This is a genomic window from Pseudomonas sp. N40(2020) (assembly GCF_014472415.1).
Taxonomy (GTDB): domain Bacteria; phylum Pseudomonadota; class Gammaproteobacteria; order Pseudomonadales; family Pseudomonadaceae; genus Aquipseudomonas.
Window position 1 is genome coordinate 1 of the sequence record NZ_JACSZV010000040.1, and the last position, 25,649, is coordinate 25,649.

The following is a 25,649-nucleotide window of genomic DNA, read 5'->3' on the forward strand; positions in this document are numbered from 1 at the left end:
CTCCTACATTGGAAAACGGAGATACCCATTTGTTTTTCATCGGCTGTGCAGGCTGGAGTCTTGGGCTGGGGTGAGGGAGTAAATCCAATTGATTCCGCGAACCTCAATTCCCGTCCGCCACCTTGCGCTCAATCTCATCGACCTTGCGCTGCAACTCTTCGGCATCCTGCTCTTTGACACGAGTAGACGACGGCGTGATGACGTCATCCACTGCCCTTATGTCGTCGTCCCTGTCCTCAAGATCTCGCTCGACTACATTCACCGGTTTGCCGGACGTATCGGTAGGCGGGGCGTTCGGGGTTTTATTGTCGTTGCTGTTCATATCGTTGACCTCCGTGGGTGTAAACATTGGAGGCAGCGTTGTGGCGAGTGTTCGATTTTTCTACGGATATCGGAATGAACGGCGCTGAACCATAAAGCACCTGCAGGCGCAGCCGAAGTCTGCATTCGACAGCGCCTGCAGGTGGACAGCATCAATCCTTCAGTATGTCGCGATCCTTGGTTTCCGGCAGGAAGAACGTGCCGAGTATCGCCGTCATCACCGCAATCACGATCGGGTACCACAAGCCGTAGTAAATATCCCCGGTGGCCGCGACCATCGCGAACGCCACGGTCGGCAGGAAACCGCCAAACCAGCCGTTGCCGATGTGATAGGGCAGTGACATGGAGGTGTAGCGGATGCGGGTCGGGAACAGTTCGACCAGCCATGCCGCGATTGGCCCATAAACCATGGTCACGTAGATCACCAGAATGGTCAGCAGGAGCAGCACCATCGGGTAGTTGGTTTTCGCCGGATCGGCTTTTTCCGGGTAACCGGCGTCCTTCAGCGCCGTGCCGAGGCTGGCGGTAAAGGCATCGTTGCGGGTCTTGAAGTCGGCGGCCGGCAGGGCGCTGCCCTCGAAACTCTCGATGACTTTGTCGCCAATGCGCACCTGCGCCACGGTGCCGGGTTCGGCCTCGACGTTTTCATAAGGGATCGCCCGTTTCGCCAGTAACGTTTTCGCGAGGTCACAGGAACTGGTGAATTTCGCCTTGCCCACCGGATCGAACTGGAACGAACACTGATCGGAATTGGCGATCACCTTGACCGGGTTTTTCTCCTGGGCGATGAACACGTCGGGGTTCCCGTACTGAGTCAGCGCATGGAAGATCGGAAAGTAGGTCAGCGCGGCCAGAATGCAGCCGACCATGATGATCGGTTTGCGCCCGATACGGTCGGACAGGCTGCCGAAGATCACGAAGAACGGTGTGCCGATCAGCAGTGAGCCGGCGATCAGCAGGTTGGCGGTTTGCGGGTCGATCTTCAGCGTCTGCAGGAGGAAGAACAACGCGTAGAACTGCCCGGTGTACCAGACCACGGCTTGGCCGGCCGTGCCGCCGAGCAACGACATGATCACCACTTTGAGGTTGTCCCAGCGGGCGAACGACTCGGTCAGCGGCGCCTTGGACGCCTTGCCTTCGGCCTTCATTTTCTGGAACACCGGCGACTCGCTCAGTTGCAGGCGGATATACACCGAGACGATCAACAGCAGGATCGACAGCAGAAACGGAATCCGCCAGCCCCAAGCTTCGAACGCTTCGGTACCCAGCGCGGTGCGGCAGGCCAGGATCACCAGCAGCGAGAGAAACAGACCGAGGGTCGCGGTAGTTTGAATCCATGAAGTGAAGAAACCGCGTCTGCCTGGTGGCGCATGTTCAGCGACGTAAGTGGCCGCGCCGCCGTACTCACCGCCCAGCGCCAGGCCTTGCAGCAATCGAAGGGTGATGAGGATCACAGGCGCGGCGACACCGATGGTCGCGTAGCCCGGTAGCAAACCAACGATAGCCGTAGAGACACCCATGATGACGATGGTGATCAGGAACGTGTGTTTGCGCCCGATCATGTCGCCGAGGCGACCAAACACGATCGCGCCAAACGGCCGCACGGCGAATCCGGCGGCGAAGGCGAGCAGGGCAAAGATAAACGCCGTGGTCTCGTTGACGCCGGCGAAAAAGTGCTTGGCGATGATCGCCGCGAGTGAGCCGTAGAGGTAAAAGTCGTACCACTCGAACACCGTGCCAAGGGACGAGGCAAAGATGACCTTGCGCTCCTCCTTGGTGATGCCGCCGCTGCGGGGTGGACTGCCTGTGGATGCTGTGTCGATTGTGGCCATAGGTGTTCTCCGTCGTGCTTATTGTTGTAGGCCGGAGTTCCACATATCGCTTACTGCACTCTGGCCTTGTGGCATCTGTCGCCATTGCTGTCGGGTGAAGCGTGCACAGTCTGCCCGCCGCGCATTGGTGCGCGGTTTCCTGAAGCATAATCAGCTTTTACTAGATATCCACTCGCCATCATCTGCTTTTACGCCTTGACCCAGCGCTGGCGGCTCCACGCACTGAACCAGTCCACCGCAAACACCAGCGCCAGCATCGCCAGAATCACCGTGCTGGCCTGCGCTTCCTGAAACAGGCTCAGGCTCACATACAACATCTGCCCCAAACCGCCGGCGCCTACGAAGCCCAGCACACTGGCCATGCGGATATTGTTTTCCCAGCGATACAGCATATAGGCGAGCAGTTGCGGGGCGAGGTTGGGCAGGGTGCCGTAGCAGAAGGCGAGGACCGGGTTGCCGCCCTGCAAGCGGATCGCTTCGGCGGGTTGCGCCGGGGTGTTTTCCAGTGCTTCGGCGAACAAGCGGCCCAGCACGCCGGTGGTGTGCAGGGCGAGGGCGAGGGTGCCGGCGTTCGGGCCGAGGCCGGCGGCGAGCACCATCAATGCAGCCCAGACCAGTTCCGGAATCGCCCGCAGGCCGTTAAGCAGCAGGCGCGAGGCACTTTGCAGCGGCCAGCCGAAACGCCCGGCGGCGGGCAGGGCGAGAACGATGCCAAACACAGCCGCGAGCAGGGTGCCGAGGGCCGACATGGCCAGGGTTTCCATCGAACCGTGGAAAATCGCCTTCAGGTAACCGGCGCTCAGATCCGGGCTGAGAAAGCGCTGCACATACGCGCCCATCTGCTTGAGGCTGGTTGCACTGCCAAGTTCGCCGAGGTCGAGGCTCAGATAAGCAAACGAAGCGAAAACCGCCACGCCGATACCCGTGATGAGCAACAGATTGATCAGGCGATTCATGCCAGCCTCCAGCGCAGCAAGCGGCTGAGTTGATCGGCCGCCAGCACCAGTAGCAGGAAGGTCAGCAGAATGCTCGCGACTTCACCGCCGGCGAACATGCGGATCGACAGGTCGATCTGCTGGCCCAGGCCGCCGGCACCGACAAACCCCATCACTACCGAAGCACGGATTGCACACTCCCAGCGATAGACCGTGTACGACAGCAGTTCGGCACCGACATTAGGCAGAATGCCGTAAGCAAAACTCGCCAGCCGGCCGCTGCCCGATTGCAACAAGGCATGGGCCGGACGTTGGTCGGTGGATTCGAAAATTTCTGCGTAGACCTTGCCGAGCATGCCGCTGTAGGTGATGGCGATTGCCAGCACACCCGCTGCCGGCCCGAGGCCGACCGCGCGCACAAACAGCAATGCCCAGACGATCTCCGGCACGCTGCGCAGGAAGATCAACACACCGCGAACCGGCCAGCGCAGCAACCGGCCCCAACGGCTTGGCACGCCACCCCGTGAGGCCGCAGACAGCGACAAGGCGCGACTGGCGAGCAGGCTGGCGGGGACGGCCAACAGCAGCGCCAACGCCATGCCGGCGGTGGCAATCGCCAGAGTTTGCAAGGTGGCTTTGAACAACAACTGCAAAAACGCTTCATCGTGTGCCGGCGGCCAGAACTGCGCCACAAACCGGCCCATTTCATTCTGGCTGTCGGGCAGCAGCACGCCCAGGTTCAGTTCACTGAGCTGGATCCCCGGCCACAACAAGGCAATCGCCACGATTGTCAGCAGCAGTCGCGGCCACGCAGCGGGGTCGCGTGAATCGGCGTTCAGCATCGTGGAATCTGCACAGTCAAAGGCGCTACCGCAGCGGTCGGCGACTGCAGTTGTTCGTTGGCGTACAGCGCGTCGAGCATCTCGTGGCTGACTTGATCGGAAGGGCTGTCGAACAGAATCTGCCCGTCACGCAAACCGATGATACGTGGGAAGTGCGACAGCGCCAGATCCACCGCATGCAGGCTCGCCACCAACGTGACGTTGTGTTCGCGGGCGTGGCGCGACAGGATCGACAGCGTGTGACCGGCCATGACCGGGTCCATCGCCGAAACCGGTTCGTCGGCCAGCAGAATCTCCGGCGCCTGATACAGCACCCGGGCAATGCCGACACGCTGTAATTGGCCGCCGGACAATTGCTGGCAATGGGCGAACAGCTTGTCGGCGAGATCCAGGCGCGCCAACGCCGCGCGAGCGCCGGGCACGTCCAGCGGATGCAACAGATTCAGCAGGCTTTTGCCCAGACTCCACTGGCCGAGTTTGCCGGCCAACACGGCCGTGACCACGCGCTGACGCGGTGGCAGGGGCGGCGCCTGATGCACCAGGCCGATCCGCGCGCGCAGGCGCTGTCGCTGCCGGGCGGACAAGTGCCAGGTACGCTCGCCGAGCACTTCAATGTCACCGCTGCTGGGCCGTAGAGCGGTGGCCAGCAGGTTGAGCAAACTCGATTTTCCGGCCCCGGACGGGCCGATGATGGCGACCTGTTCGCCGACGCCGATCTGCAAGTCGACGCCGCGCAGGGCGTCGACTCCATTGGCGTGGCGCAGGCTGCCCTGGGTGAGGCGTAAGGTCATTTCAGCAGTTCGGCAGCGCGGGCGGCTTCCTCGATGCCCTTGTAGTTTTCAGGCTTGGTATCGATGAAACGGCTGGCTGCCTGCAAGTCGAGAATCTTCTTCTGCTCAGGGTTGGCCGGGTCGAGATCAAGGAAGGCTTTTTTGATCTTCGCCGCCAATGCCGGATCGACCGTGCCGCGCACCGTCCAGTTGTAATCGAAGTAGGTCGGGGTGGTGGCGAAGACTTTCACTTTAGTGGTGTCGACCTTGCCGGCATCTACCAGTTTCTGCCAGACACTGGCGTTCAGTACGCCGGCATCGACCTTGCCGGCCTGCACCCAGGCGACGGTAGCGTCATGAGCGCCGGAATAAGCGACACGACTGAAATACGCCTCAGGCTTGATGTTGTCATTTTTCAGCATGAAGTAACGCGGCATCAAACTGCCGGAGGTGGACGATACCGAACCGAAAGCGAAGGTCTTGCCTTTGAGGTCGGCCAGGCTCTTGACGCTCGGATCAGCAGTGATGAATTTGCTGGTGAACTGCGCGTCCTGCTCACGTTGCACCAGCGGAATCACCGGGGTGGTGGCGTCGGTCTTCAAACGCGCCTGAACAAAGGTGAAACCGCCCAGCCAGGCCATGTCGAGACGGTCGGTGGCCAGCGCTTCAACCACCGCCGGATAGTCGGCTACCGGAACGAACTGCACCTTCATGCCCAATTGCTGTTCCAGATACGCACCCAGTGGCTCGAACTTGCGTAGCAACTCGGTCGGGGCTTCATCGGGAATGGCGCTGACCCGCAATACATCAGCGGCTTGCGACACCAGCGCAGAAAAGGACAGGACCAGGCCGGCTGTCAGAGCCAGGGTTCGTTTGAGCATGGGAATCTCCGTTTCGTGAGCGTCAAAATCATTGCGCCTGCATCCGGGCGCAAAGTCAGGTTAGACGAAACGGCGAGGTTATACGCATTCGACGATCCAAAGGCCAGCGTCTGCACGCGCCGCTTACAAATGAGCACGGCGCGAGCAGCTTGCCCCCACGTTTTAGGGTCAGTTGGACTCAGGCACTCTGGCGATCACCTTGATCTCGAAATCGAAACCGTACAGCCAAGTGACGCCGATGGCGGTGGCCGTCGGATGCGGCGCGTTGCCCCAGAACTCGGAGACGACGATGTTCCAGATCGTCTCGAACTTCGATTGCGGATCGACGATGAACACGGTGACGTCGACCACATCCTCAAAACTGCTCCCGGCAGCCTCAAGAATCGCATTGAGGTTGTGGAACGCGCGCCGCACCTGGGTTTCCAGATCGGGCTCGGGCGAGCCGTCCTCGGTGCTACCGACTTGTCCCGAGACAAACAGAAAACCGTTGGACCGCACGGCAGGGGAGTATTGATGACGTTCGTAAAGCGCTTGGCGTCCAGGTGGAAAAACAACATCGCGCTGAGTCATGGGGTGTCTCCATCAGTGAGTTGATGGAGCAACATTAGGGGTTTGCAGTGGGGCGATAAACGCGCAATCTTGGCGCTCACTGTTTGCAATATACAAACAATCAGAGGGCGAAAAGTGGACCGTTTTGATGCAATGCAGGCCTTCGCCCGGGTGGTTGAGGCGGGGAGTTTCACCAAAGCCGCCGAAACCCTGCACATGAGCAAGACCACCGTGACCCAGCTCGTCCAGCAATTGGAAGCCAGGTTGCGGGTCAGATTGCTCAACCGCACCACACGCAAGGTCAACGTCACGGCGGACGGCGCGCTGTATTACGAGCGAGTGATCAAGCTGCTGGCCGACATGGAGGATGCCGAAACCAGCCTGTCCGGCGCCGCCGCTTTGCCCAGTGGCCGGTTACGCGTGGATGTACCCAGTCCTCTGGCGCGCCATATTCTTGTGCCGGCATTGCCCGGGTTTCACGCGCGCTACCCGGACATCCAGATCGACATGGGCGTCAGTGATCGTATCGTCGACATCATCGATGAGAACGTCGATTGCGTGGTGCGCGGAGGTGAACTGCTGGATCAGTCATTGATGGCTCGCAAAGTCGCGGATCTTCCACTGGGTGTGTTTGCCGCGCCTGACTACCTGGCGCGTGCAGGCACACCGCTGCATCCACAGGAGCTGGAAGATTCACATCATCGCGTCGTTGCTTTCTTATGGGCGCGCACCGGCAAACCCGTGCCGTATGCCTTGCATAACGAGCGTGAACGTTTGCAAATCAAGGGCCGTCATGTGCTGGCCGTCGACGACGGTAATGCCTATCTCGCAGCAGGTCTGGCCGGAATGGGAGTGTTATGGCTGCCCAAATACATGTCCGATGCGCACGTGGCTCAGGGCGAGTTGGTGCCCTTGTTCGAAGACTGGCAACTGGAACCGATGCCGCTCTACGTGGCGTATCCGCCGAACCGTCATGTCAGCCGGAAGTTGCGGGTTTTTATTGATTGGATTGTGGAGTTGATGGCGTAGTGGATCTGGTGCAAGCAGACACCTGCCGCAGGCGCGATTGACTCTTCGGCGCTTCAGGCCAACTATCGGCGAATAACAACATGACCGATGGACCAGACCTTGATCGAACGACGCCAATTCAGCGGGGGCATGAAGGGCAAAAACCTCCGCTATCTGAATGAGCAATCGGCTGACACCCGCTTGACCCGCACCGGTTTTCTGCTGCTCGAACACTTTTCACTGCCGGCCTTCACCCAGGCGCTGGACACGATCATCACCAGCAACCTGCTCCGTCCGGGCCTGTTCTCTTCGCGTACGTTGGCATTGAGTGACGGCGAGGTGGTCAGTGATCTGGGGCTGGTCATTCGCCCGGATGCGCGGATTGATCTGGCGGCGTTTCAGGAACTGGATCTGCTGGTGGTGTGCGGTGGTTATCGAACCGAGTTGAAAGCGTCGGATGAGTTGATCCATCTGTTGCGTGCAGCGGCGGAGCGGGGCGTCAGTCTGGCCGGTTTGTGGAATGGCGCGTGGTTTCTCGGGCGCGCCGGATTGCTTGACGGTTACCGCTGCGCGATCCACCCGGAGCATCGTCCGGCGCTCACCGAAATCGCCAAGTCCACCCACGTCAGCAGCGAGCCTTACGTGATCGATCGCGACCGGCTCACAGCGTCCAGCCCGTCGGGAGCTTTCCACATGGCGCTGGACTGGATCAAAGGCCTGCACGGCAAGGCGCTGGTGGAGGGCGTCGAAGACATTCTGGCGTTCGAAGAGTCGCGGTATCGGCGGATCAAACCGGATGAAAACATCTGCGTCAGCGCGCCGTTGCGTGAAGTCGTGAAGCTGATGGACGCCAACCTTGAAGAACCGCTGGAGCTGGAGCAACTGGCGGTCTACGCCGGTCGGTCCCGCCGCCAGTTAGAGCGCCTGTTCAAGGAACAACTGGGCACCACGCCGCAGCGCTATTACCTGGAATTGCGCATCACCGAAGCGCGACGGTTGTTGCAACACACCGAGTTGTCGCAAGTGGAAGTGCTGGTGGCGTGCGGGTTCGTTTCGCCGAGCCACTTCAGCAAGTGCTACAGCTCGTATTTTGGCTATCGACCGTCAAAAGAAAAACGCCTCGTTAAATAACTCAAACCGTCCATTCACTCGAATTCAACGCGGTTTCACACGTCGGCGTACCTCTCCCATTCAACTCGGTCAGTCCCCTCTCCCTACGGGAGAGGGCTAGGGTGAGGGTAATCTTGAAAATGATCCGCATCACTGAACCCCGCCGTTTTCTCCAGTACACCAGCCTGTCACAGGTAGTACGCTCGTGGATTCGTCCCTCCGAGCCGTTGAAGATGGCGTCAAAGTGCCACCGATTGTCACTCTAAACCCCACCTGTCACCCTGCGCCTCGTTCAAAGGATCAGGACAAGGAATCAAGGATTGAGTGGCTATGTCCCCAACCCACCCAAGGGTTACCGCAACAGCGGCGTCGAACCCGTCGACGTAAACGCCCAACACTGGGCGCAATACAAAGACCTCCCTGCAGCGCCAGACACAAAATCCGACCCCATGGGTTGCGTGTTCGCCAAAAGCTGCAACCTGCCCGACGGCGAAATCAACCACTCCAACCAAACTGGATTCGTCCCCGTAGAGAAACTCGCGGACTACGGTTTGTGGGCCGTACTGGCGACAGGGGCAGCAATTACCGCAGAAGGTACGTCTCTTCAACTGGTCGGAGGCTCCACAACTGGCAGCGCCATCGCTCAACGATTGGGTGGCTCCCTCGCGCTAGGTTTGCTCGAAAGTGCAGGTGCACTAACAGCAGGCGCCGCCGTAGGCACCGTCGCGCTACTGATGCCGAACAACAGCATTGCGCCGGACAGCGCCTTCTACAAAAACGACCAATACGCCACGCTCGAAACGGGGCGCACGCGTGTCCGCGTCAACGTGAAGACCTTGCCCGATGGCTCTGTCAATGCTTACGGCTTCTACACCGGTGGCAAAAAGGACTGGGAAAATGTTCCCGTCATCAAAGCGGAAAAGGACGGCGAAAAATACATCGCCGACATAGGCAACGGCATTGGGCTTACCTGGACGCCCGCAGCAAACCCGGACGGTGTACTGGGTATTCCAGCGCTGGAGGGTGCGCCCCAATTACCTCCCGTGTGGGTATACCCCCCGACAGAAAAGTCAGACACGCTTCTGGCCAATCCTGCGCATCCTCCCGAGTTCCAGGACGCAATCATCTGGTTTCCCGATGAAGCAGGTCTCGAACCGATCTACATCGTGCTCAGCACGCAGCTAGAGAAGAACAAACAAAAGGGCAAGGCTTTTGAAGAAGCGTCCTTTGAAGAATTCAGCAAGACTAAACCTGAAGCCGCCCGTGAGGTCACCGTCAAAACCGACAGCGGTGTTCGCACGCGTATTGATATGATGGGCCGCGATTCCGATGGCAATATCTCATGCGTCGAATGCAAATCTTCAGAAACGGCGCCGCTCACCCGCAACCAAAAACGTGGCTTTCCAGAGATAGAAAAATCCGGCGCAACTGTCGTCGGCAAAGGCAAACCCGGTTTCACCGGAGGCACCAGAATTCCACCTACCAGAGTCGACATCATTCGACCTGACCCGACCCTCTGAGGGAGCAGACATGTCTATCACCGAAACAAAAGTTGTCGACATCATCGCAGTACCTGAATGGGAACCCGACAATGTCGTACTCGTTATCACCGATCATTTGGAATGGGGTGACAAAGCCCAGCAGGGTGAGCACCTGTTGTTGCTTCAAGAGAAGATCAACACTTACATCGCCTTTATTGAGAGCGGCGAATTGTTGGAAAGCTATCCACCAGCCAAAGGCAAGAATCCCAAAATTCGTATCAACGGTCTGTACGAATTACCCGAACAAGGTGAGACCTTCATTGATCGCGTTACCGAGGTGCTCAAAGGCGTGGGCATTCAAATGGAATTTGTGCTCAAAGACGACTTGGCGGCTTGCAACTAGTCGCCGGGGCGAGATTGAATCGCGCGGACCACCGTAAAATTACATGGAATAAAGGAACTGAAATGTCCGTGTCGGACGCCAAAACCATCGACATGTGGGGCATCCCAAAATGGGACAACAACAAGATCATTTTGGGCATCGCTGATCATCTGGAATGGGGCGACAAGGCCGAACAAGGCGAGCACCTGCTGGTGCTACAAGAGAAAATCAACAACTACATCGCCTTTATCGAAAGCGGTGAAATCTACATAGAGATACCCGGTGCACGCGGTAAATCACCGATCATCCTTGTTCAAGGTCAGTACGCGTTACCCAAGCAAGGCGAGTTACTTATAGATCGTGTTGCCGAGACACTGAAGGGCGTGGGTATCGGATTCGAGTTCGTACTCATAGCAGATTAAGAAACACGCCAGGTGAACGGATTACCCAGCATTGTGCTTGTCATCTGAAAGCTGACAGTCCCCTTTAAACATCACTCGGCAAAGGCGTTTAAGTTACACCAGCTGTTACGCCATAACGGCTACAACACCTTGCGCCGTTACCTACGCGTACGCCAGAATCCGCCGGCTTACACGTCTATGAGGCGGGCTGTATCGTTTCCCTGTCACTGCAAAACAGTGATCGGGTTTGGTAGCCCGTTTCTCGACAACCGTATGGCGTCACACCTTATGCAGTCTCTTTTTTGGGGCTCAGTTTTTATATGGTGGCCATGCGTGGGGCCCTTTCGGGGGCGCCGGGGTTTTTCTCTGTCTTGACCGGTCTACCAACCCACGTGTGGCCGCCACCCTTCGTTTGGTAGCGAAAGTGACGGCTCTTCAATTCTTTTAAGACAAAGAGTCCTTTATGTTCAAAATCACGCCGAACCCACCAGAAACCGATCCAATCCCCTACGATCCTGCCCTTGATGTGCAAAACATCAAAAAGGCTACAGAACACGCGATCAACTTCTACCTCAACCCTGCGGCACCGAAGACTTCAATAACCACCCGCAAGACCGGCAAGATCTACCTCATCGATCCCACGGTCGATAACGAAACGCTGCTCGTCGAGGCGACTGAAACGTTGTCCTCAGCCAGTGACATGGCGCGTGAGCTCGCCGATACGATCGACCCTTCACAGCGCAAAAAGATGCTCATCCTGCAACAGGTGATCATGCTCAGTGAGCTGGTGGTCGGTCGAGTCCTCGACAACCAGCGCTTGCCGCACTAGTTGGGAGTTTCAGCTGATGTCCAAGACACCCGAACCACCGGTTACCGATCCGGATTGCCTGCTGCCGGCGGCCGTGATCATGGCCACACCCTATACGCCCAGCACTCTATTTACGGTCAACCCGCAATCCGACACCGAATCCTTGCTGACCAATGCCAGCGGTTCCTTGGCGTCCGCCGCGGTCATGCTCGGTAATTTTGCAGGTGTGCTGGAGGGGTCAAACCGCAATGCCCTGCTGGGCATTGCGCAAGTGGTCATGTTGGGGGAGTTGGCGGTGAACAAGGCGTTGGATAACGTTGTGCCAACCGATTAATCACTCACGTTAATGATTAAGCAGTCAGCCTTTGCGGCTGACTGCTTTTTTGTTTGCGCCAGGATAAGACGCTTTTACAGGTGATCCGCATCAATCACAGCCTTGGCAAACGACTGCGGATCTTCCTGCGGCAAGTTGTGGCCAATACCGCCATTGATCAAACGGAACTGATATTTACCGGTGAAGCGCTTGGCGTAATCCTCAGGCGCCGGGTGCGGTGCGCCGTTGGCGTCGCCTTCCAGCGTGATGGTCGGCACGCTGATTGACGGTGCGGTGGCCAGTTTCTGCTCCAGCGCTGCGTATTTCGCTTCGCCCTGCACCAGGCCCAGACGCCAGCGGTAGTTGAACACGGTGATGTCGACGTGATCCGGGTTCTCCAGGGCTTTGGCAGAGCGGTCGAACGTGGCGTCATCAAACTTCCACTGCGGTGACGCCAGTTGCCAGATCAGCTTGGCGAAGTCGTGGGTGTTTTTCGCGTAGCCGGCGCGACCCCGGTCGGTAGCAAAGTAGAACTGATACCACCACTGCAATTCCGCCTTGGGCGGCAGCGGATTCTGGCCGGCGGCCTGATTGCCAATCAGGTAGCCGCTGACCGCCACCAGTGCCTTGACCCGTTCCGGCCACAGCGCGGAGACGATGCCCGCCGAGCGTGCGCCCCAGTCATACCCGCCGAGCACCGCTTGCTTGATCTTCAAGGCATCCATGAAGTCGATGACGTCACTGGCCAGCGCCGCCGGTTGGCCATTGCGCAGGGTGTCCTTGGAGAGGAACTGTGTATCGCCATAACCGCGAGCATAGGGCATCAATACCCGATAGCCCTTGGCCGCCAGCAAAGGCGCGACCTCGTTGTAGCTGTGAATGTCGTACGGCCAGCCGTGCAACAGAATCACCACCGGGCCATTGGCCGGGCCGGTTTCGGCGTAGGCGACGTCCAGCACGCCGGCCTTCACATGTTTCAACGGGCCGAAGGGCGAGGGTGCGGAATAGCTTACTGCCGCAGGTTCAGAGGTTTGCGCCTGAGCTGTGCCGAAGGCGCCAAACAAGGAGAAAGCGAGAATCGACAAGCCGAGCGCGGTGCCGGTTTTGCGGGTGTGCAGTGCCATCTTCATGGTGACGTCTCCTGTGCGAGCCTTTGGCCAAGGGTTCTGTATGAATCCTTGAAACCTTCAGTGCATTTAAGCGTAGGGACGTATCTGGCCTGTGTCGAAGTGGGGCGTTGTTGAAAGGCGCTGTATCGCGGCGGGGTTCGTACACAGTGTGATACACCGCGCTAAACCCACTGATCACTGGCCCGAATTCGGCCAAAATAATAAGTCGCTGTTTTAAAACAAAAAATATTTCACTTCGCGCTTCACAAACGTAACGAATGTTGTTAAATTGCGCCCCGTTCTCGCAGCGATCCTCACGGAGCCGCTGACAAGAGCTGTAGGGGCGTCGCCAAGCGGTAAGGCAGCAGGTTTTGATCCTGCCATGCGTTGGTTCGAATCCAGCCGCCCCTGCCATCTATTGAAAAACGCCAACTTCGCAAGAAGTTGGCGTTTTTTTATGCCTGCGATTTGACCCGGTAGAGCAGGGCGGGCGAGTACAGCGTCGAAGCACCGCACTCGCCAACCACTCAGTGCGGTGCGCGGGGGATGGTTTTCATCAGGTCTTCTGGGCTGATGTGGCCGACCACGCTGCCCGGTTGCGGCAGGTTGAGGATGTGGCCCTTCATCTTGCCAATGATGTGCATCTCGCACGGCTTGCAGTCGAACTTCAGCGTCAGCACTTCATCGCCGTGGATCAACTGCATCGGCGCGACTTTGGTGCGCACGCCGGTCACGCCTTTGGCCTGTTTCGGGCACAGGTTGAAGGAGAAGCGCAGGCAGTGTTTGGTGATCATCACCGGCACTTCGCCTGGTTCTTCGTGCGCTTCGTACGCGGCGTCGATCAGCTTAACGCCGTGACGATGATAGAAGTCGCGCGCCTTCTGGTTGTAGACGTTGGCCAGGAAGGTAAGGTGCGAATCCGGGTACACCGGCGGCGGGCTGGTTTCAGCTTTACGGCTACCACGCGGGTGAGCGGCGATGCGTGCGGCAGTCAGGGCTTCGATCACTTCACGGCGCAGGGCTTTGAGCTGCGAATTAGGAATGAAGAACGCCTGTGGTGCATCCAGTTTGATGTCGGTGGCGTGGTACTGCGTGGTGCCCAGCTGGCCGAGCAGATCGCGCAGTTGCTCCAGCGCCTGCTCAGGCTTGTTGGCGACGCCGAACGGGCCGTTCAGGGTGACGCTGGCGCTGATGCCTTCTTCGCTGGTGGCGGTGATTTCCAGCTGCTCTTCACGCAAGCGTGCAAACCAGCTCAGCGCCACGCGGCGTTCGGAAGAAGTCTTTTGCAGTGCCTGCTGCCAGTTGTGATCGAGGTTGCGATTCAACGGGTGATTCGGACGCAACTTGAACAGGCCTTCCGGCATCTCGTTCGGCTCGACGCGATAGCGGTAGCGCTTCTCGCCGTCTTCATCGAACTCGCCTTTGGCTTCGGCGATGTTGGCGCGGAAACCGACCACTTCACGCTTGACCAGCACGTTCAAGCCATCGCCGTTGGACAGCGGCTCGTGGGTCACGACCTGCATGTCACGCTTGCCGACTTTCTCGACCGTGCCCACCGGCAAACCGGTGAAGGTCGGCGAATCGAAGGCGCCGATGTCGATTTTGCGATCGGTGACGAAGTAATCGGTGCTACCACGATGAAAAGTCTTTTCCGGGTCCGGCAGGAAGAAGTGCGCGGTACGGCCGCTGGAAGCGCGGGCCAGATCCGGGCGGTCTTCGAGTACGTCGTCGAGGCGCTGGCGGTAATAGGCCGTGATGTTCTTCACGTAGCCCATGTCTTTGTAGCGACCTTCGATCTTGAACGAGCGCACACCGGCTTCAACCAGGGCGCGGATGTTGGCGCTCTGGTTGTTGTCTTTCATCGACAGCAGGTGTTTTTCGTAGGCGATCACGCCACCCTTTTCATCTTTGAGGGTGTACGGCAAACGGCAGGCCTGCGAGCAGTCGCCACGGTTGGCGCTGCGACCGGTTTGCGCGTGGGAAATATTGCACTGGCCGGAGAATGCCACGCACAAGGCACCATGGATGAAGAATTCGATGGCGGCATCGGTTTCGTCGGCGATGGCGCGGATTTCTTGCAGATTCAGCTCGCGAGCCAGTACCAGTTGCGAGAAGCCGGCCTGATCGAGGAACTTCGCTCGCTCAAGGGTGCGGATATCGGCTTGGGTCGAGGCGTGCAGTTCGATCGGCGGAATGTCCAGTTCCATCACGCCCAGATCCTGGACGATCAGCGCATCGACGCCCGCGTCGTACAACTGATGGATCAGCTTGCGCGCCGGCTCCAGTTCGTTGTCGTGCAGGATGGTGTTGATGGTGGTGAAGATCCGCGCGTGATACTTGCGGGCGAATTCCACCAGTCCGGCGATTTCGCTCACTTCGTTGCAGGCGTTGTGGCGCGCGCCGAAGCTCGGGCCGCCAATGTACACGGCGTCGGCGCCGTGCAGGATCGCCTCACGGGCGATGGCGACATCGCGGGCAGGGCTGAGCAATTCCAGATGATGCTTGGGCAAGGACATAGTTTTTTTAGTCAGGCTGTCACGGTTAGGCGCGCATTCTACCCGCGAAACGCGCGCCCGGCACGCCTGTGCTGCCCGATGGCTATTGCAGACCTGGTCTCGCTTTTGTAGGAGCTGCGGCACGCTGCGATCTTTTGATCTTGATTTCAAAGATCAAAAGATCGCAGCCTCGTTCCACTCGACAGCTCCTACAGGGCGTTAGGGTGTGACGTCAGGCCTTGGCGGCCATCGCAGTCACTTCCACACGCATGCCTTCGACGGCCAGCGAGGCGACGCCCACCGCCGCACGCACTGGCCACGGCTTGGCGAAGAAACGTTTGTAAACCTCATTGAACGCCGCGCGATCAGCCATGTCGGTGAGGTAGATGGTAAGGTGCATCACCCGATCCATCGAACTGCCGGCACGTTCCAGTGCGACTTTCAGCGCTTGCAGCGTGCATTCGCTTTGCTCGGTAATACCACCCAGTTCCAGGCTGCCATCGGCACGCGTCGGAATCTGCGTGGAGACCATGATCCCGCCAAAGGTCGCGACGTCGGAGGAAATCGAGTCGGCGTCCGGGTCCGGAGTGAAAGTGATGTCTTGGTTGGCCATGCTGATCTCTTGTTTGAGTGAGTAAAAGTTGCGCCAGTTTACAGATTCACTGGCGACATGGCCCGTTCGCGCAAACGGCACGGATCAGACCTGCTGTGTGGCCGCGCAGCGACCCGACAGCGAAACGTTTGTATAAGCGTGTATCAATCACGCCCGTGTACACACGCCAATAACAAACACCGGGTTTAAGACACATCAGCCATACATGCCCTGTGCAAAGTAGCGGTCACCACACCACTACGTACAAGAGGGCAACATCATGCGCCGTCCACTGTTTCTGGCTACCGCTGTAGTACTCGCTTCGATGACCGCAATCTCACACGCCGCTGACACGCAACCCAAGAGTTGGCAACAAGGCCTGAGCCGCACGGATCTGGTTCGCCAGGATCTCGGCGCTGCCGACCGTGAGGTGATTCAGGCACGGGTCGATTTCGAACCCGGCGTGACCTCGCCCAAGCATGCGCATCCGGGCGTGGAAGTCGCTTACGTGATCAGCGGGACATTTGAATATCAACTTGAGGGCAGGGCGCCGGTGATACTGAAGGCCGGGGATTCGCTGTTTATTCCGGCGGGTGTTGCGCATGTCGCCAGCAACGTCGGCAAAGAGAAGGCTTCTGAACTGGCGACTTACATTGTGAAGAAGGGCGAGCCGCTGCTGATTCTCAAACCGTAGGCTAATGAAGCGTCACAATCCTGCGACTCTCGCCAATTCTGATCCGGTCGAGCGCCCGGTTTAATGCATCAAGCGCGTCGAGAAGCGCCTTGGCCTCGGCTTCTCGACCATCACCCCACAGGCGTTCGGCCATTTTGTTCAACGCCTGAATGGAGCGCTCGATTTCTGCGGCGGTTGCGGCCTCTTTACTGACCGGCGGTTTCTTGGACATTGCGTGACTGTCCTGCGAGTTTGTGCGGGGATGTGCAGTTTTAGCACGATGACCGGTCGCCGGGAAGTTGAAAGCGAGAGTGCTTAAATGCACTTTTAACTTTTTCAATTATAGTTTTAACAAAGGTTTACATCGGTCTTTCACTTCGCTCGATATAGTTCGTTGCAACTAGCGCAAGTTGAGAAAGTGCAATGCAGTCGAGCAACAATCTGATAGATCCCGAACTTATAAAGATCCGGCGACTGTTCGCAACACCCCTGGCGAGTATTCAGTACCCCGATGCAGAAAGACTAAATGCCGAGTTGAAGTCCATCGTCACCCGTCGTATGGCGCAAGAACGCAATGGTGCACACCACAGCAATGACGGTGGTTGGCAGTCGGCGAGCGATTTCTGTGCATGGGGAGGGGAGGCCTGCGATGCGTTGGTGAGATTCGCCACTGACTTCGCAACTCAACTGACAGCGGTGCACAGCGATCAATACGGTCTGACCGAGCCTGCTTTCGAATGGAAACTCAATGCCTGGGCCAACGTAAACGAGGCCGGCCACAGCAATGCACTTCATGGCCATCCCGGTGCGTTCTGGTCTGGGGTTTACTGGGTCGACGCCGGTGGCCGGGAGGAAGATCCCGGCGTTGGCGGAGATCTGGAATTCATCGACCCGCGCGGCATGGTTGCATCGACCTACAACCCGGCGCTGCGCATGCGAGTTGAAGATTGCCTTACCGCCGGTTTCAGTATTACGTGTGCCGCCCAAAGTGGAACGTTCCTCATGTTTCCATCGTGGCTGATGCATTCAGTAACGCGTTATAAAGGGGCGAGACCGCGGATTTCCATAGCGTTCAACTTTGGCGCTTGATGACAGCCCGATCTGCTCGAACAAAACACTTCTAGATGTTTTGGCCTGCAAAGTAGCGACTGGGTGCTGTTGCGGCGCTCAAAGTTGAACGATTACATCAAGGTCATTCATGAGTAGACGCCTTGCAATGGCCCTTTCTGAAAGACGGTATGGATAGGTGCGCAGCAGCGTGGTCTACAGTTGCAGCCATGGAATTGATGACTTCAGCCGGTGAGAAATGCTGAACAAGTATCCGAGTCAAACCAACAGCCGCAGAATGCTGGCAGCGCTTGGCTGTGCCTTTACTGTTTTGGGTATCTTTCTGATTATCTTCGACGCGGTTGGCCAAGGCGTCGTGCTCGCTGTGCCGGGCATTATGCTCGACATGCTGTGTTTTTTTGCCAGCGAGAAGGGGTATGAAAGGGCGGAGCGATTTCTTTTCTGGTTTACGTGAGTGCGCGAGCCCCGCTCATCAGGGAGATCTCCTATGCAAAAGCGCAAACTCGGCAACAGCGCTCTCGAAGTCTTGACGCTTGGTCTGGTAGGTGGGGCAGGCACTGGATGGTCAAATCGGCATGGACATATGAGGCTGACTCATCAGTTGGGTCCGCGAGCGGTCGCCGGAGAGGACTATCACTGAAGCATTTGCGTTCATGGTGATGTCGGAACCCTGGAACGTCGCAGCTATTCAAGAAAACAGGAGATCGTCATGCCCGAACCGTTGACCTCGTCCGACGCGCCTTTTCGAACCTCGTTCGCCCGATTCTCAGGCCCTGGATGGGGCGGACGGGTTTTCTGGGCAGTGCTGATAGGCGTAACTGTTTTGCTGTTGATCAGCGGCTATGGCGCTTTCGTCGGTGCCAACAAACAAAATCTGTATTTTGCCTTCCTCGGTGGAATGTCCGGCTTCGCCGCGACAGCGGCCGGTGCCGTTGCGGCGATTGCGTTGCGCAACATCGCTGCACGTACCCAGGACATCATGCTCGGGTTTGCCGCCGGCATGATGCTTGCTGCCAGTTCTTTTTCGCTGATCCTTCCCGGCATCGAGGCGGCGCAAGCGCTGTGCGGCAATCAACTGCTTGCCGCATGTGTTGTCGTTGCAGGGTTGGCGCTGGGCGTGGGGTTGATGGTTGGCCTGGATCGTTTCGTCCCTCACGAGCACGAAAAAAGTGGCCGTCGCGGGCCTGAATCCAAGCGCATCAATCGGGTCTGGTTGTTCGTTTTGGCGATCACGCTGCACAACCTGCCGGAAGGCATGGCCATCGGTGTGAGTTTCGCCAACGGTGACATGCAGGTGGGCTTGCCTCTGACCACCGCCATTGCCATTCAAGACATCCCCGAAGGTTTGGCTGTCGCGTTGGCGTTACGCGTGACGGGCATTTCCGCACTGCGCGCGGCGCTGATCGCCGTCGGTTCAGGATTGATGGAGCCGATCGGCGCTATTGTCGGCCTGGGTATATCCAGCAGCTTCGCGCTGGGTTATCCCATCGCCCTCGGTCTGGCTGCCGGCGCGATGATTTTCGTGGTGTCCCACGAAGTGATTCCCGAGACCCACCGCAATGGCCACGAAACCCCTGCGACGCTTGGCTTGATGCTTGGATTCGGGGTGATGATGTTTCTCGATACCGCCCTGGGATAGAGCCCGTCGTCAGTCCCGCCAGAGTCGCCGCAAATCTGATGACTGAGGAAAGGGGGGGCTGATGACGTTGAATGTCGAGATCCAATATCCCGGTTTGATATCTTCAGCGTAGACATCCTGGTGAGGTTTTTGTCACCAGAGCTTTTCCGGCCGGGGCCTTGGCATGCACAGGGGCTTTTTTGCATCTGTAAAACGCAAATGCAGAGTCAAGACAATGATGAACGAGCAGATGAGGCCACAGATTCAATGGCATGTTTAGCTTGGGCGATGCTGAGCTCACTCGGCAAGCTCGCACCATTCTTGGCCGCAAGAATCTCGGCCATCACACTGACGGCGATTTCCGCAGGCGTCTTGCTGCCGATGTAGAGGCCGATCGGTCCGTGCAAACGCTTCAGCGAGGCTTGGGTCTCACCAAAATGCTCGATCAGGCGTTCGCGTCGCAGCTGGCTGTTGCGCCGCGAGCCTATGGCGCCGATGTAAAACGCCGGGCTGTGGAGGGCTTCGAGCAGCGCCAGATCGTCGAGTTTCGGGTCATGACTCAAAGCGACGATGCAGGTTCGCAGATCGACCGCGAAGTCGCGGACCACGTCATCCGGCATGCCGACGATGCGCTCCACGCCGTCTACCGCCCAAGTCTCGATGTATTCCGGACGTGGATCGCAAACCGCTACCTTGAAGCCGTTGAACAACGCCATGGTGGCCAGGTACTCGGACAATGCGCCGGCACCGATCATGAGCATCCGATAGCCCGGTCCCAGCGTATTTAGCATCTGTTGGCCGTCAAACGTGAACTGCTCCGGGGTCGCCGTGGGTGCGAGCGTCACCTGGCCGGACGCCACTGCCAGGCAGCGGCGCACCAGCCGCCCGCCATCCAGATGGATCAGCAGTTCATCGAGCGACTGCCAGGACGGGCTGAACTCGAGGATCAGTTCAAGCGTGCCACCGCAGGGCAAGCCGAATCGATGCGCCTCATCGGCGCTGACGCCATAGCGCACCACTTGCGGTGCGCTGTCGTCAAAACCACTGCCGCCATGGGCCGTGGTATAGCGATGGATCAAATCGTCTTCGATGCAGCCCCCGGACACGCTGCCCACCACTCGACCGTCGTTACGCAAGGCCATCATCGACCCTGTCGGGCGCGGCGAAGAACCCCAGGTGCGCGCCACCGTGGCGAGCAGTACACGCTCGCCGGCAGCGAGCCAGTCCCGCGCCGTGCGCAGGACCAGCAAGTCGATGCTTTCCATCAGGCTCTCCTCTTAGCGCATGTGCAGGATGATCGGGCTGCTGCTGGCCGGATCGGTGTGTTCGCGCAGCTTGCCAACCGCCTGTGCATCAACAGCACTGCCCTGATTACCCCAGGTGCTGCGCATGAATGTCAGTACCTCAGCAATCTGCTGATCCGATAACTGCTCGCGGAATGCCGGCATGCGATAGGCGTCCGGTACACCGGCAGCCACGACACGCTGCGAACCATTAAGGGTGATGTTGATCGCCGAGGCGCTTTCTTTGGCCAGCGCAGAAGTGGCACCCGCCAACGGTGGCATCCATTGCGATTGTCCCTTGCCGTCCAGGCCGTGGCAGGAGGCACAGCGCGTCTCGTAGGTGTGGGCGCCCGGCGCATTCAGGCGCGTCGCTGCCGAGACCTCTTGATACTGCCATGGCTGCCCGTCGCGCTGGCGGTCCCCAGGCAACGACTTGAGATAACGGGCAATGGCCGTCAGATCTTCGTCGCTCATGAACTGCGTGGACTTGTTGAAAGCCTCGGTCATCGAACCGTAGACCACCGCGTGCCTGTTGCGACCGGTCTTGAGGAACTGCACGATTTCCGGTTCGCTCCATCGACCCAGGCCTGTGTTGTGGTCATCACGCAGGCTCGGCGCGTACCAGCCATCGAGCAAGGCGCCAGCGAGGTAAGGTGTGCCGGATTCATCCAGCGCCTTCTCGTTGAACGCCAGGCCACGCGGCGTATGGCAACTGCCGCAGTGCCCGGCGCCCTGAACGAGGTAAGCGCCGCGGTTCCACACTTCATCCTGCGCCGGTTTGGCCACGTAGGGCTCGGCGTCGACAAACACACCGTTCCACAGCGCAATCGGCCAACGCAGGTTCAGCGGAAAGGGAATGGCACTCGGAATGTTCGCCTGTTTCACGGGTGCCACGCCTTTCATGAAAAACGCATACAGCGCTCTTACGTCGTCATCACTGAGCTTGGCGTAAGACGGGTAGGGCATCGCTGGGTACAAACGTCGGCTCTCGGGTGCCACGCCGTGGCGCACGGCACGGTCGAAGTCCGCCAGGCTGTATTGGCCGATACCGGTTTCTGTGTCCGGGGTGATATTGGTCGCGTGGATCGCGCCCAGCGGTGTGGCCATTTCCAGGCCTCCGGCGAACGGCGCACCACCTGGCACGCTGTGGCAAGCCACGCAATCGCTAAGCCTGGCGACGTATTCGCCACGGGCGACCAGCGCCGGTTCGATGTCGGCCGCAGCGATCGGTTGGCTTTCAAGGGGCGAGGCGGGCTCGCGGGTGACATACCAGGCCAGCAGGCCTGCCGCGACCAGGCACGGCACTGCCAGCCAGCCAGCGGTTCTTGCGAATCGGCTGTTATTCATGGACGCTCCGGCGTTGATCAGGTGAAGGTGTGTCGGCTCATGGGCAGGCTGCGAACCCGTTGCCCGGTCAGTGTTGCCACTGCGTTCGCGACGGCTGGCGCCACGGCCGGCAACGGTGGTTCGCCGATACCGCCCATTTTTTCCCCGCTCTCGATGACACGCACGTGTACCCGTGCCATCCGCGCTGGCGGCAGGATCGGATACAAGTCGTAGTTGCGCGCCCGAGGTTTACCATCAATCCACACGGACTCTTCCACCAGCGTCTGGGACAGTCCCAACGCCACCGCGCCATTGACCTGAGCGTCGACAATCGCCGGGTTGACGATGCTGCCGGGGTCAATCGCCTGCCAGATGTCGTGCACCTTGACCTGGCCATTCTCGATGGACACCTCGGCGATCACGGCCGTCTCTGTACCGAACGGCGAAGCCATCGCCACGCCTCGCGCACGTTTGCTGCCGTCCTCGGCAGTAAACGGCCCGCGCTTCCAGCCGCCCGACAACTCACCCACTGCTTGCAGCAGCGTGGTCAGGCGCGGGTTGTCGCGCAGCAAATGCAGGCGCAGTTCGAACGGGTCCTTGCCGCCCTTGTCGGCCAGTTCGTCAAGGAACGACTCATAGAAGAAGTCGTTGAGGGAATTGCCCACCGAACGCCAGTAACCGAGCATCGCCGGGCCTTTGACGTAGATCTGCGCGATCCGCTTGTTGGGGATCGCGTAGGACTTGCCTGACAACCCTTCAAGCGCCGTAGGGTCGAGCTTCTCACCCTGCTTGCCGGCGATGGCTTCAGTGGGACCTTCGGTGGCACTGATCGCTTCGATTGCGAGCGGCCAGCCGTCGCTATCAAGCGCCGCGCGGAAATTCACCGCGGCAACGGGGCGGAGCACATCTCGCAGGAACTCTTCCTCTCGACTCCAGATCAGTTTGACCGGGCGGCCAACTGCCTTGGACAATTCGATCGCCTGAGGATAAGGACTGGCTGAGTCGTAGAGAAAATGTCGACCGAAGAATCCCCCCAGCAATGGCGAATGCAAGGTAATGCGAGACGCATCGAGCCCTGTGCGTTTGGCGATATCCGCACGGAACATGTCCGGTGCCTGATTAGGCAGCCAGACTTCCAGCGAACCGTCCGGATTGAATCTGGCGAGCGCAGAGGGCGGTTCCAACTGTCCGTGGTTCAGGTATTGGTTATGGTAGGTGGCATCGACGCGGGACTTGGCATCGCCAAGAATCGAAGCCACATCCCCTTGGGTTTCATCATCTTTGGCAGGCCCTTTGTCGTCGGCGAGTCGCTTGAGCCATGCATCGCTGGAAAAGTCGGCGGGCATCGGCCGCACTTTGCTGTCGGCCATTGGCTCTTGCCAGTCGACTTGAATCGCCTCCACCGCACGTTTTGCGTGCCACCAACGCTCGGCTACTACCGCCACGGCACCGGGCAGACGATGCACGGAATGCACGCCTTTCATTGTCTTGACCTGATCTTCGTTGCGCAGGTTGCCCACCGTCATACCCAGGCGCGGGGCATGCTGAACGGCGGCATGGAGCATGCCGTCGACCTTCAGATCGATGCTGTAAAGCGCCTTGCCCGTGGACTTGTCATAGGCATCGACGCGCTTGACCGGTTTGCCGATCCAGCGAAACTGGCTCGGATCACGCAGCTTCACAGAGGCCGGATCGGGAACCGGCAGATCCATCGCGCGCTCGGCCAATTCACCGTACGTCAACGAGCGGCCCGACTTGGCATGTACGACTTTGCCAGGTTCGGTGGTCAACTCGGCGACCGGCACGCCAAACTTTTCTGCGCCCGCCTGCAAAAGCATGGCGCGGGTAAGTGCGCCGAGGCGCCGCATCACCGAGTAACTCATGCGCACCGACATACTGCCGCCGGTGACACGCATGCCGTTTTCCATCACCACATAGGCCTCGCCGGGCGGTGCGGCTTCGACCAGGAAGGTCGACGGGTCGGCATCCAGTTCTTCGCCGACAATCTGCGCCATCGCAGTGAACGTACCTTGGCCGCCTTCCATGAACGGGCACAGTAGACGCACGCGGTTGTCCGGGCGGATCTCCAGAAACGCGGGAACCTGTGTGCCGCGCTCGAGCGGTGCAGTCGCCGCCGCTGCAGCTTGCACGCGTGTCGAGCCGAGCGGCAGGCCAAAGCCGAGCACCAGTGCGCCCACGGCGGTACCGGTCAAGAAACGTCTGCGCGACACATTCACCGGATCGTGCAGATCAAGCGCTGATACTTCCTGGGGAGGGTCGATACGGACATTCATCACGCTTCTCCCTTGCCGGCAAGCTCATGCATCGCGGCATGAATGGCGTTGTAAGTGCCGCAGCGGCACAGGTTGACCATCGCGGCCTCGATCTGTGCATCACTCGGCTTGGGGTTTTGTTTGAGCAGCGCGGTGGCGGCCATCACCTGTCCGGACTGGCAGTAGCCGCATTGGGCGACTTGCAGATCGACCCAGGTCGAGACCACTCGCTTGCCCACGTCATCGGCCTCGATGGCCTCAATGGTGGTGACCTCGCGGCCGACCACACCAGCCACTGGCGTGACGCACGAGCGCACGACATTGCCGTCCACCAGCACGGAGCAGGCGCCGCATTGCGCCAGTCCGCAGCCGTACTTGGTACCGGTCATGCCCAGATCATCGCGGATCACCCACAGCAGGGGGGTATCGGCGTCGGCATCGACCTGATAGGTCTTCTGGTTGATTCGTAGTTCCATGATTCACCCGCTTGATCATCGGTTGACGTGCATTTTTTGTAAGGGGTGAAACGCTGCGAGGCGCATCACCGTTAAAGCGTGTCGTTCGCTCAACTGGCCGTGTTGTCGAGCGCTTGCGCCTCGAATGGCCGGCCACGCAGCAGCGAAATGTCACGACTGGGCGCGGTCCCAAACAGGCGGCCATATTCGCGGCTGAACTGCGAAGGACTTTCATACCCGACAGCAAATGCCGCTCGCGAAACGTCCAGACGCTCCATCAACATCAGCCGACGGGCCTCGTTCAGCCGCAGCCACTTCTGGTATTGCAGCGGGCTCATGCCGGTGAGCTGGCGGAAATGATGGTGAAAGGTGGGAGCGCTCATTTGCACTCGCGCCGCCAGATCATCGATGCGCAATGCATCGGTGAAGTTGACCTTGAGCCAGTCGATGGCTTTGGCGATGCGATAACCCTGGCCATCGACAGCAGTGATCTGCCGCAGCCGTGCCCCTTGATCGGTATAGAGCAGCCGATAGTGGATTTCCCGCAGGATCAGCGGCGCGAGCACCGGGATCGCCTCGGGCTCATCGAGCAATGCCAGCAGGCGATCGAGCGCACCTTCCAGGGCGGTCGACATAGTGCCAATGCCTGCGCCTGTGCCGGTGGAGGGTTGTCGCTTCGCAGGCATGCCAACCTTGGTGATGACCTCGGCGAGCATGCTCACATCCAGTTTCAGCACGAGCCCGACACAAGGCTGTTCGGGACTGGCTAGCATCACTTCGGAATTGGCTGGCAGGTCCAGCGACGTGACCAGAAACCGCGAAGGGCCGTAGCGGTAGCCTTCGCCACCGACCCACAAGCGCTTTTCCCCACGGCCTACGAGAATGAGGCTTGGCTCGATCATGCACACGACAGGGGGTGCCGGCTGGTCGCGACGAAACAGCGACAGCCCGGGTATGGACGTGACGAAATCACCCGGTGCGCTCACGCGCGGGTCAATGTTCAACGCCAAAGGTGATTCATGGCGCAGGGGTGTATCGATCATGGCGGGTCGCTCCTGTTGACTGAACTCTAATCCGCTGCAGAGGCGTTTCCTATCCACCACCCTGCATCCTCAGAGGATCAG

At 59.1% G+C, this 25,649-nt stretch carries 27 protein-coding genes and 1 tRNA gene; 12 read left to right on the top strand and 16 right to left on the bottom strand.

All coding sequences use genetic code 11. From position 1 onward, the window contains the following. Positions 1-103: 103 nt before the first annotated feature. From IAI51_RS22050 to IAI51_RS22080, 7 genes are all read right to left on the bottom strand, one after another. Positions 104-322 carry a hypothetical protein gene (locus tag IAI51_RS22050; protein WP_187680381.1) on the bottom strand — a complete coding sequence of 73 codons (219 nt, stop codon included), beginning with the start codon at positions 320-322 and terminating at the stop codon, positions 104-106. Between the two features lie 151 nt (positions 323-473). Beyond that, entirely contained in the window at positions 474-2,153 is a 1,680-nt protein-coding gene (locus IAI51_RS22055; RefSeq protein ID WP_187680382.1) for an MFS transporter, read from the bottom strand. A 188-nt stretch (positions 2,154-2,341) separates the two neighbouring features. After that, positions 2,342-3,109: a phosphonate ABC transporter, permease protein PhnE gene (gene phnE, locus IAI51_RS22060; RefSeq protein WP_187680383.1), complete on the bottom strand. Its 768-nt coding sequence runs from the start codon at positions 3,107-3,109 to the stop codon at positions 2,342-2,344. Then, complete coding sequence (locus tag IAI51_RS22065; protein ID WP_187680384.1) at positions 3,106-3,930, bottom strand: PhnE/PtxC family ABC transporter permease; 825 nt, start codon at positions 3,928-3,930, stop codon at positions 3,106-3,108. Before IAI51_RS22065 ends, phnE begins: the two co-directional genes overlap by 4 nt. Beyond that, positions 3,924-4,721 carry a phosphonate ABC transporter ATP-binding protein gene (locus tag IAI51_RS22070; protein WP_187680385.1) on the bottom strand — a complete coding sequence of 266 codons (798 nt, stop codon included), beginning with the start codon at positions 4,719-4,721 and terminating at the stop codon, positions 3,924-3,926. The genes IAI51_RS22065 and IAI51_RS22070 overlap by 7 nt, the downstream gene beginning before the upstream one ends. Beyond that, positions 4,718-5,581 carry a putative selenate ABC transporter substrate-binding protein gene (locus tag IAI51_RS22075; RefSeq protein WP_187680386.1) on the bottom strand — a complete coding sequence of 288 codons (864 nt, stop codon included), beginning with the start codon at positions 5,579-5,581 and terminating at the stop codon, positions 4,718-4,720. Before IAI51_RS22075 ends, IAI51_RS22070 begins: the two co-directional genes overlap by 4 nt. 168 nt (positions 5,582-5,749) lie before the next feature. Next, a complete protein-coding gene (locus IAI51_RS22080) occupies positions 5,750-6,151 on the bottom strand; it encodes a RidA family protein (protein ID WP_187680387.1) in 402 nt (133 codons plus the stop codon). A 114-nt stretch (positions 6,152-6,265) separates the two neighbouring features. Here IAI51_RS22080 and IAI51_RS22085 point away from each other — a divergent pair, with 114 nt between their 5' ends. The 7 genes from IAI51_RS22085 to IAI51_RS22115 all read left to right on the top strand — a co-directional run bounded on the left by IAI51_RS22085 (position 6,266) and on the right by IAI51_RS22115 (position 11,654). After that, entirely contained in the window at positions 6,266-7,159 is an 894-nt protein-coding gene (locus IAI51_RS22085; RefSeq protein ID WP_187680388.1) for a LysR family transcriptional regulator, read from the top strand. A gap of 87 nt (positions 7,160-7,246) precedes the next feature. After that, positions 7,247-8,269, top strand: a complete 1,023-nt coding sequence (locus tag IAI51_RS22090; RefSeq protein ID WP_187680389.1) for a GlxA family transcriptional regulator — start codon at positions 7,247-7,249, stop codon at positions 8,267-8,269. 299 nt (positions 8,270-8,568) lie between these two features. Beyond that, positions 8,569-9,768 carry an S-type pyocin domain-containing protein gene (locus tag IAI51_RS22095; RefSeq protein WP_187680390.1) on the top strand — a complete coding sequence of 400 codons (1,200 nt, stop codon included), beginning with the start codon at positions 8,569-8,571 and terminating at the stop codon, positions 9,766-9,768. A 10-nt stretch (positions 9,769-9,778) separates the two neighbouring features. Continuing rightward, a complete protein-coding gene (locus IAI51_RS22100; protein ID WP_187680391.1) occupies positions 9,779-10,132 on the top strand; it encodes a DUF6572 domain-containing protein in 354 nt (117 codons plus the stop codon). A 62-nt stretch (positions 10,133-10,194) separates the two neighbouring features. Continuing rightward, a complete protein-coding gene (locus tag IAI51_RS22105) occupies positions 10,195-10,533 on the top strand; it encodes a DUF6572 domain-containing protein (RefSeq protein ID WP_187680392.1) in 339 nt (112 codons plus the stop codon). Between the two features lie 442 nt (positions 10,534-10,975). Beyond that, complete coding sequence (locus tag IAI51_RS22110; protein ID WP_187680393.1) at positions 10,976-11,341, top strand: DUF6124 family protein; 366 nt, start codon at positions 10,976-10,978, stop codon at positions 11,339-11,341. Positions 11,342-11,357: 16 nt separating this feature from the next. Next, entirely contained in the window at positions 11,358-11,654 is a 297-nt protein-coding gene (locus tag IAI51_RS22115) for a DUF6124 family protein (RefSeq protein ID WP_187680394.1), read from the top strand. Positions 11,655-11,728: 74 nt separating this feature from the next. Here the strand turns inward: IAI51_RS22115 and IAI51_RS22120 are convergent, their stop codons facing one another. Further along, entirely contained in the window at positions 11,729-12,763 is a 1,035-nt protein-coding gene (locus tag IAI51_RS22120) for an alpha/beta fold hydrolase (protein ID WP_187680395.1), read from the bottom strand. 318 nt (positions 12,764-13,081) lie between these two features. On the opposite strand from IAI51_RS22120, the gene IAI51_RS22125 reads away from it, so the two are divergent. Further along, positions 13,082-13,156, top strand: a tRNA-Gln gene (locus IAI51_RS22125). Between the two features lie 113 nt (positions 13,157-13,269). On the opposite strand, the gene IAI51_RS22130 is transcribed toward IAI51_RS22125, so the two are convergent. Together IAI51_RS22130 and IAI51_RS22135 are read right to left on the bottom strand one after the other, a co-directional pair. Further along, on the bottom strand, positions 13,270-15,258 hold the full coding sequence (locus IAI51_RS22130; protein WP_187680396.1) for a peptidase U32 family protein: 1,989 nt from the start codon (positions 15,256-15,258) through the stop codon (positions 13,270-13,272). Positions 15,259-15,469: 211 nt separating this feature from the next. Next, positions 15,470-15,850, bottom strand: coding sequence for a RidA family protein (locus IAI51_RS22135; RefSeq protein WP_123464338.1), 381 nt, complete (start codon positions 15,848-15,850; stop codon positions 15,470-15,472). Positions 15,851-16,109: 259 nt separating this feature from the next. On the opposite strand from IAI51_RS22135, the gene IAI51_RS22140 reads away from it, so the two are divergent. Next, on the top strand, positions 16,110-16,523 hold the full coding sequence (locus IAI51_RS22140) for a cupin domain-containing protein (RefSeq protein ID WP_187680397.1): 414 nt from the start codon (positions 16,110-16,112) through the stop codon (positions 16,521-16,523). A gap of 1 nt (position 16,524) precedes the next feature. On the opposite strand, the gene IAI51_RS22145 is transcribed toward IAI51_RS22140, so the two are convergent. Continuing rightward, complete coding sequence (locus IAI51_RS22145; RefSeq protein WP_187680398.1) at positions 16,525-16,734, bottom strand: hypothetical protein; 210 nt, start codon at positions 16,732-16,734, stop codon at positions 16,525-16,527. Positions 16,735-16,925: 191 nt separating this feature from the next. On the opposite strand from IAI51_RS22145, the gene IAI51_RS22150 reads away from it, so the two are divergent. From IAI51_RS22150 to IAI51_RS22160, 3 genes are all read left to right on the top strand, one after another. Further along, the gene (locus IAI51_RS22150; protein ID WP_187680399.1) at positions 16,926-17,591 is read left to right on the top strand and encodes a TIGR02466 family protein; all 666 of its coding nucleotides are present in this window, start codon (positions 16,926-16,928) and stop codon (positions 17,589-17,591) included. A gap of 217 nt (positions 17,592-17,808) precedes the next feature. Continuing rightward, complete coding sequence (locus IAI51_RS22155; RefSeq protein WP_187680400.1) at positions 17,809-18,024, top strand: hypothetical protein; 216 nt, start codon at positions 17,809-17,811, stop codon at positions 18,022-18,024. A gap of 255 nt (positions 18,025-18,279) precedes the next feature. Further along, complete coding sequence (locus IAI51_RS22160) at positions 18,280-19,209, top strand: ZIP family metal transporter (RefSeq protein ID WP_187680401.1); 930 nt, start codon at positions 18,280-18,282, stop codon at positions 19,207-19,209. Between the two features lie 206 nt (positions 19,210-19,415). Here IAI51_RS22160 and IAI51_RS22165 read toward each other — a convergent pair whose 3' ends face one another. The 5 genes from IAI51_RS22165 to IAI51_RS22185 form a co-directional block, all read right to left on the bottom strand. Beyond that, entirely contained in the window at positions 19,416-20,453 is a 1,038-nt protein-coding gene (locus IAI51_RS22165) for an XdhC family protein (protein ID WP_187680402.1), read from the bottom strand. 12 nt (positions 20,454-20,465) lie between these two features. Then, a complete protein-coding gene (locus IAI51_RS22170) occupies positions 20,466-21,818 on the bottom strand; it encodes a c-type cytochrome (protein WP_187680403.1) in 1,353 nt (450 codons plus the stop codon). A gap of 17 nt (positions 21,819-21,835) precedes the next feature. Then, a complete protein-coding gene (locus tag IAI51_RS22175; RefSeq protein WP_187680404.1) occupies positions 21,836-24,091 on the bottom strand; it encodes a xanthine dehydrogenase family protein molybdopterin-binding subunit in 2,256 nt (751 codons plus the stop codon). Then, positions 24,091-24,546 (bottom strand): (2Fe-2S)-binding protein, encoded by a 456-nt coding sequence (locus IAI51_RS22180; protein ID WP_187680405.1) that lies wholly within the window; start codon positions 24,544-24,546, stop codon positions 24,091-24,093. The genes IAI51_RS22175 and IAI51_RS22180 overlap by 1 nt, the downstream gene beginning before the upstream one ends. Positions 24,547-24,635: 89 nt before the next feature. Next, the gene (locus IAI51_RS22185; RefSeq protein ID WP_187680406.1) at positions 24,636-25,568 is read right to left on the bottom strand and encodes an AraC family transcriptional regulator; all 933 of its coding nucleotides are present in this window, start codon (positions 25,566-25,568) and stop codon (positions 24,636-24,638) included. Positions 25,569-25,649 lie beyond the last annotated feature (81 nt).

Coding starts and splice junctions, on each gene's coding strand:
- IAI51_RS22050 (WP_187680381.1), bottom strand. CDS start 322: ATGAACAGCAACGACAATAAAACCCCGAACGCCCCGCCTACCGATACG.
- IAI51_RS22055 (WP_187680382.1), bottom strand. CDS start 2,153: ATGGCCACAATCGACACAGCATCCACAGGCAGTCCACCCCGCAGCGGC.
- phnE (WP_187680383.1), bottom strand. CDS start 3,109: ATGAATCGCCTGATCAATCTGTTGCTCATCACGGGTATCGGCGTGGCG.
- IAI51_RS22065 (WP_187680384.1), bottom strand. CDS start 3,930: ATGCTGAACGCCGATTCACGCGACCCCGCTGCGTGGCCGCGACTGCTG.
- IAI51_RS22070 (WP_187680385.1), bottom strand. CDS start 4,721: ATGACCTTACGCCTCACCCAGGGCAGCCTGCGCCACGCCAATGGAGTC.
- IAI51_RS22075 (WP_187680386.1), bottom strand. CDS start 5,581: ATGCTCAAACGAACCCTGGCTCTGACAGCCGGCCTGGTCCTGTCCTTT.
- IAI51_RS22080 (WP_187680387.1), bottom strand. CDS start 6,151: ATGACTCAGCGCGATGTTGTTTTTCCACCTGGACGCCAAGCGCTTTAC.
- IAI51_RS22090 (WP_187680389.1), top strand. CDS start 7,247: ATGGACCAGACCTTGATCGAACGACGCCAATTCAGCGGGGGCATGAAG.
- IAI51_RS22100 (WP_187680391.1), top strand. CDS start 9,779: ATGTCTATCACCGAAACAAAAGTTGTCGACATCATCGCAGTACCTGAA.
- IAI51_RS22105 (WP_187680392.1), top strand. CDS start 10,195: ATGTCCGTGTCGGACGCCAAAACCATCGACATGTGGGGCATCCCAAAA.
- IAI51_RS22110 (WP_187680393.1), top strand. CDS start 10,976: ATGTTCAAAATCACGCCGAACCCACCAGAAACCGATCCAATCCCCTAC.
- IAI51_RS22115 (WP_187680394.1), top strand. CDS start 11,358: ATGTCCAAGACACCCGAACCACCGGTTACCGATCCGGATTGCCTGCTG.
- IAI51_RS22120 (WP_187680395.1), bottom strand. CDS start 12,763: ATGAAGATGGCACTGCACACCCGCAAAACCGGCACCGCGCTCGGCTTG.
- IAI51_RS22130 (WP_187680396.1), bottom strand. CDS start 15,258: ATGTCCTTGCCCAAGCATCATCTGGAATTGCTCAGCCCTGCCCGCGAT.
- IAI51_RS22135 (WP_123464338.1), bottom strand. CDS start 15,850: ATGGCCAACCAAGACATCACTTTCACTCCGGACCCGGACGCCGACTCG.
- IAI51_RS22140 (WP_187680397.1), top strand. CDS start 16,110: ATGCGCCGTCCACTGTTTCTGGCTACCGCTGTAGTACTCGCTTCGATG.
- IAI51_RS22145 (WP_187680398.1), bottom strand. CDS start 16,734: ATGTCCAAGAAACCGCCGGTCAGTAAAGAGGCCGCAACCGCCGCAGAA.
- IAI51_RS22150 (WP_187680399.1), top strand. CDS start 16,926: ATGCAGTCGAGCAACAATCTGATAGATCCCGAACTTATAAAGATCCGG.
- IAI51_RS22155 (WP_187680400.1), top strand. CDS start 17,809: ATGCTGAACAAGTATCCGAGTCAAACCAACAGCCGCAGAATGCTGGCA.
- IAI51_RS22160 (WP_187680401.1), top strand. CDS start 18,280: ATGCCCGAACCGTTGACCTCGTCCGACGCGCCTTTTCGAACCTCGTTC.
- IAI51_RS22165 (WP_187680402.1), bottom strand. CDS start 20,453: ATGGAAAGCATCGACTTGCTGGTCCTGCGCACGGCGCGGGACTGGCTC.
- IAI51_RS22170 (WP_187680403.1), bottom strand. CDS start 21,818: ATGAATAACAGCCGATTCGCAAGAACCGCTGGCTGGCTGGCAGTGCCG.
- IAI51_RS22175 (WP_187680404.1), bottom strand. CDS start 24,091: ATGAATGTCCGTATCGACCCTCCCCAGGAAGTATCAGCGCTTGATCTG.
- IAI51_RS22180 (WP_187680405.1), bottom strand. CDS start 24,546: ATGGAACTACGAATCAACCAGAAGACCTATCAGGTCGATGCCGACGCC.
- IAI51_RS22185 (WP_187680406.1), bottom strand. CDS start 25,568: ATGATCGATACACCCCTGCGCCATGAATCACCTTTGGCGTTGAACATT.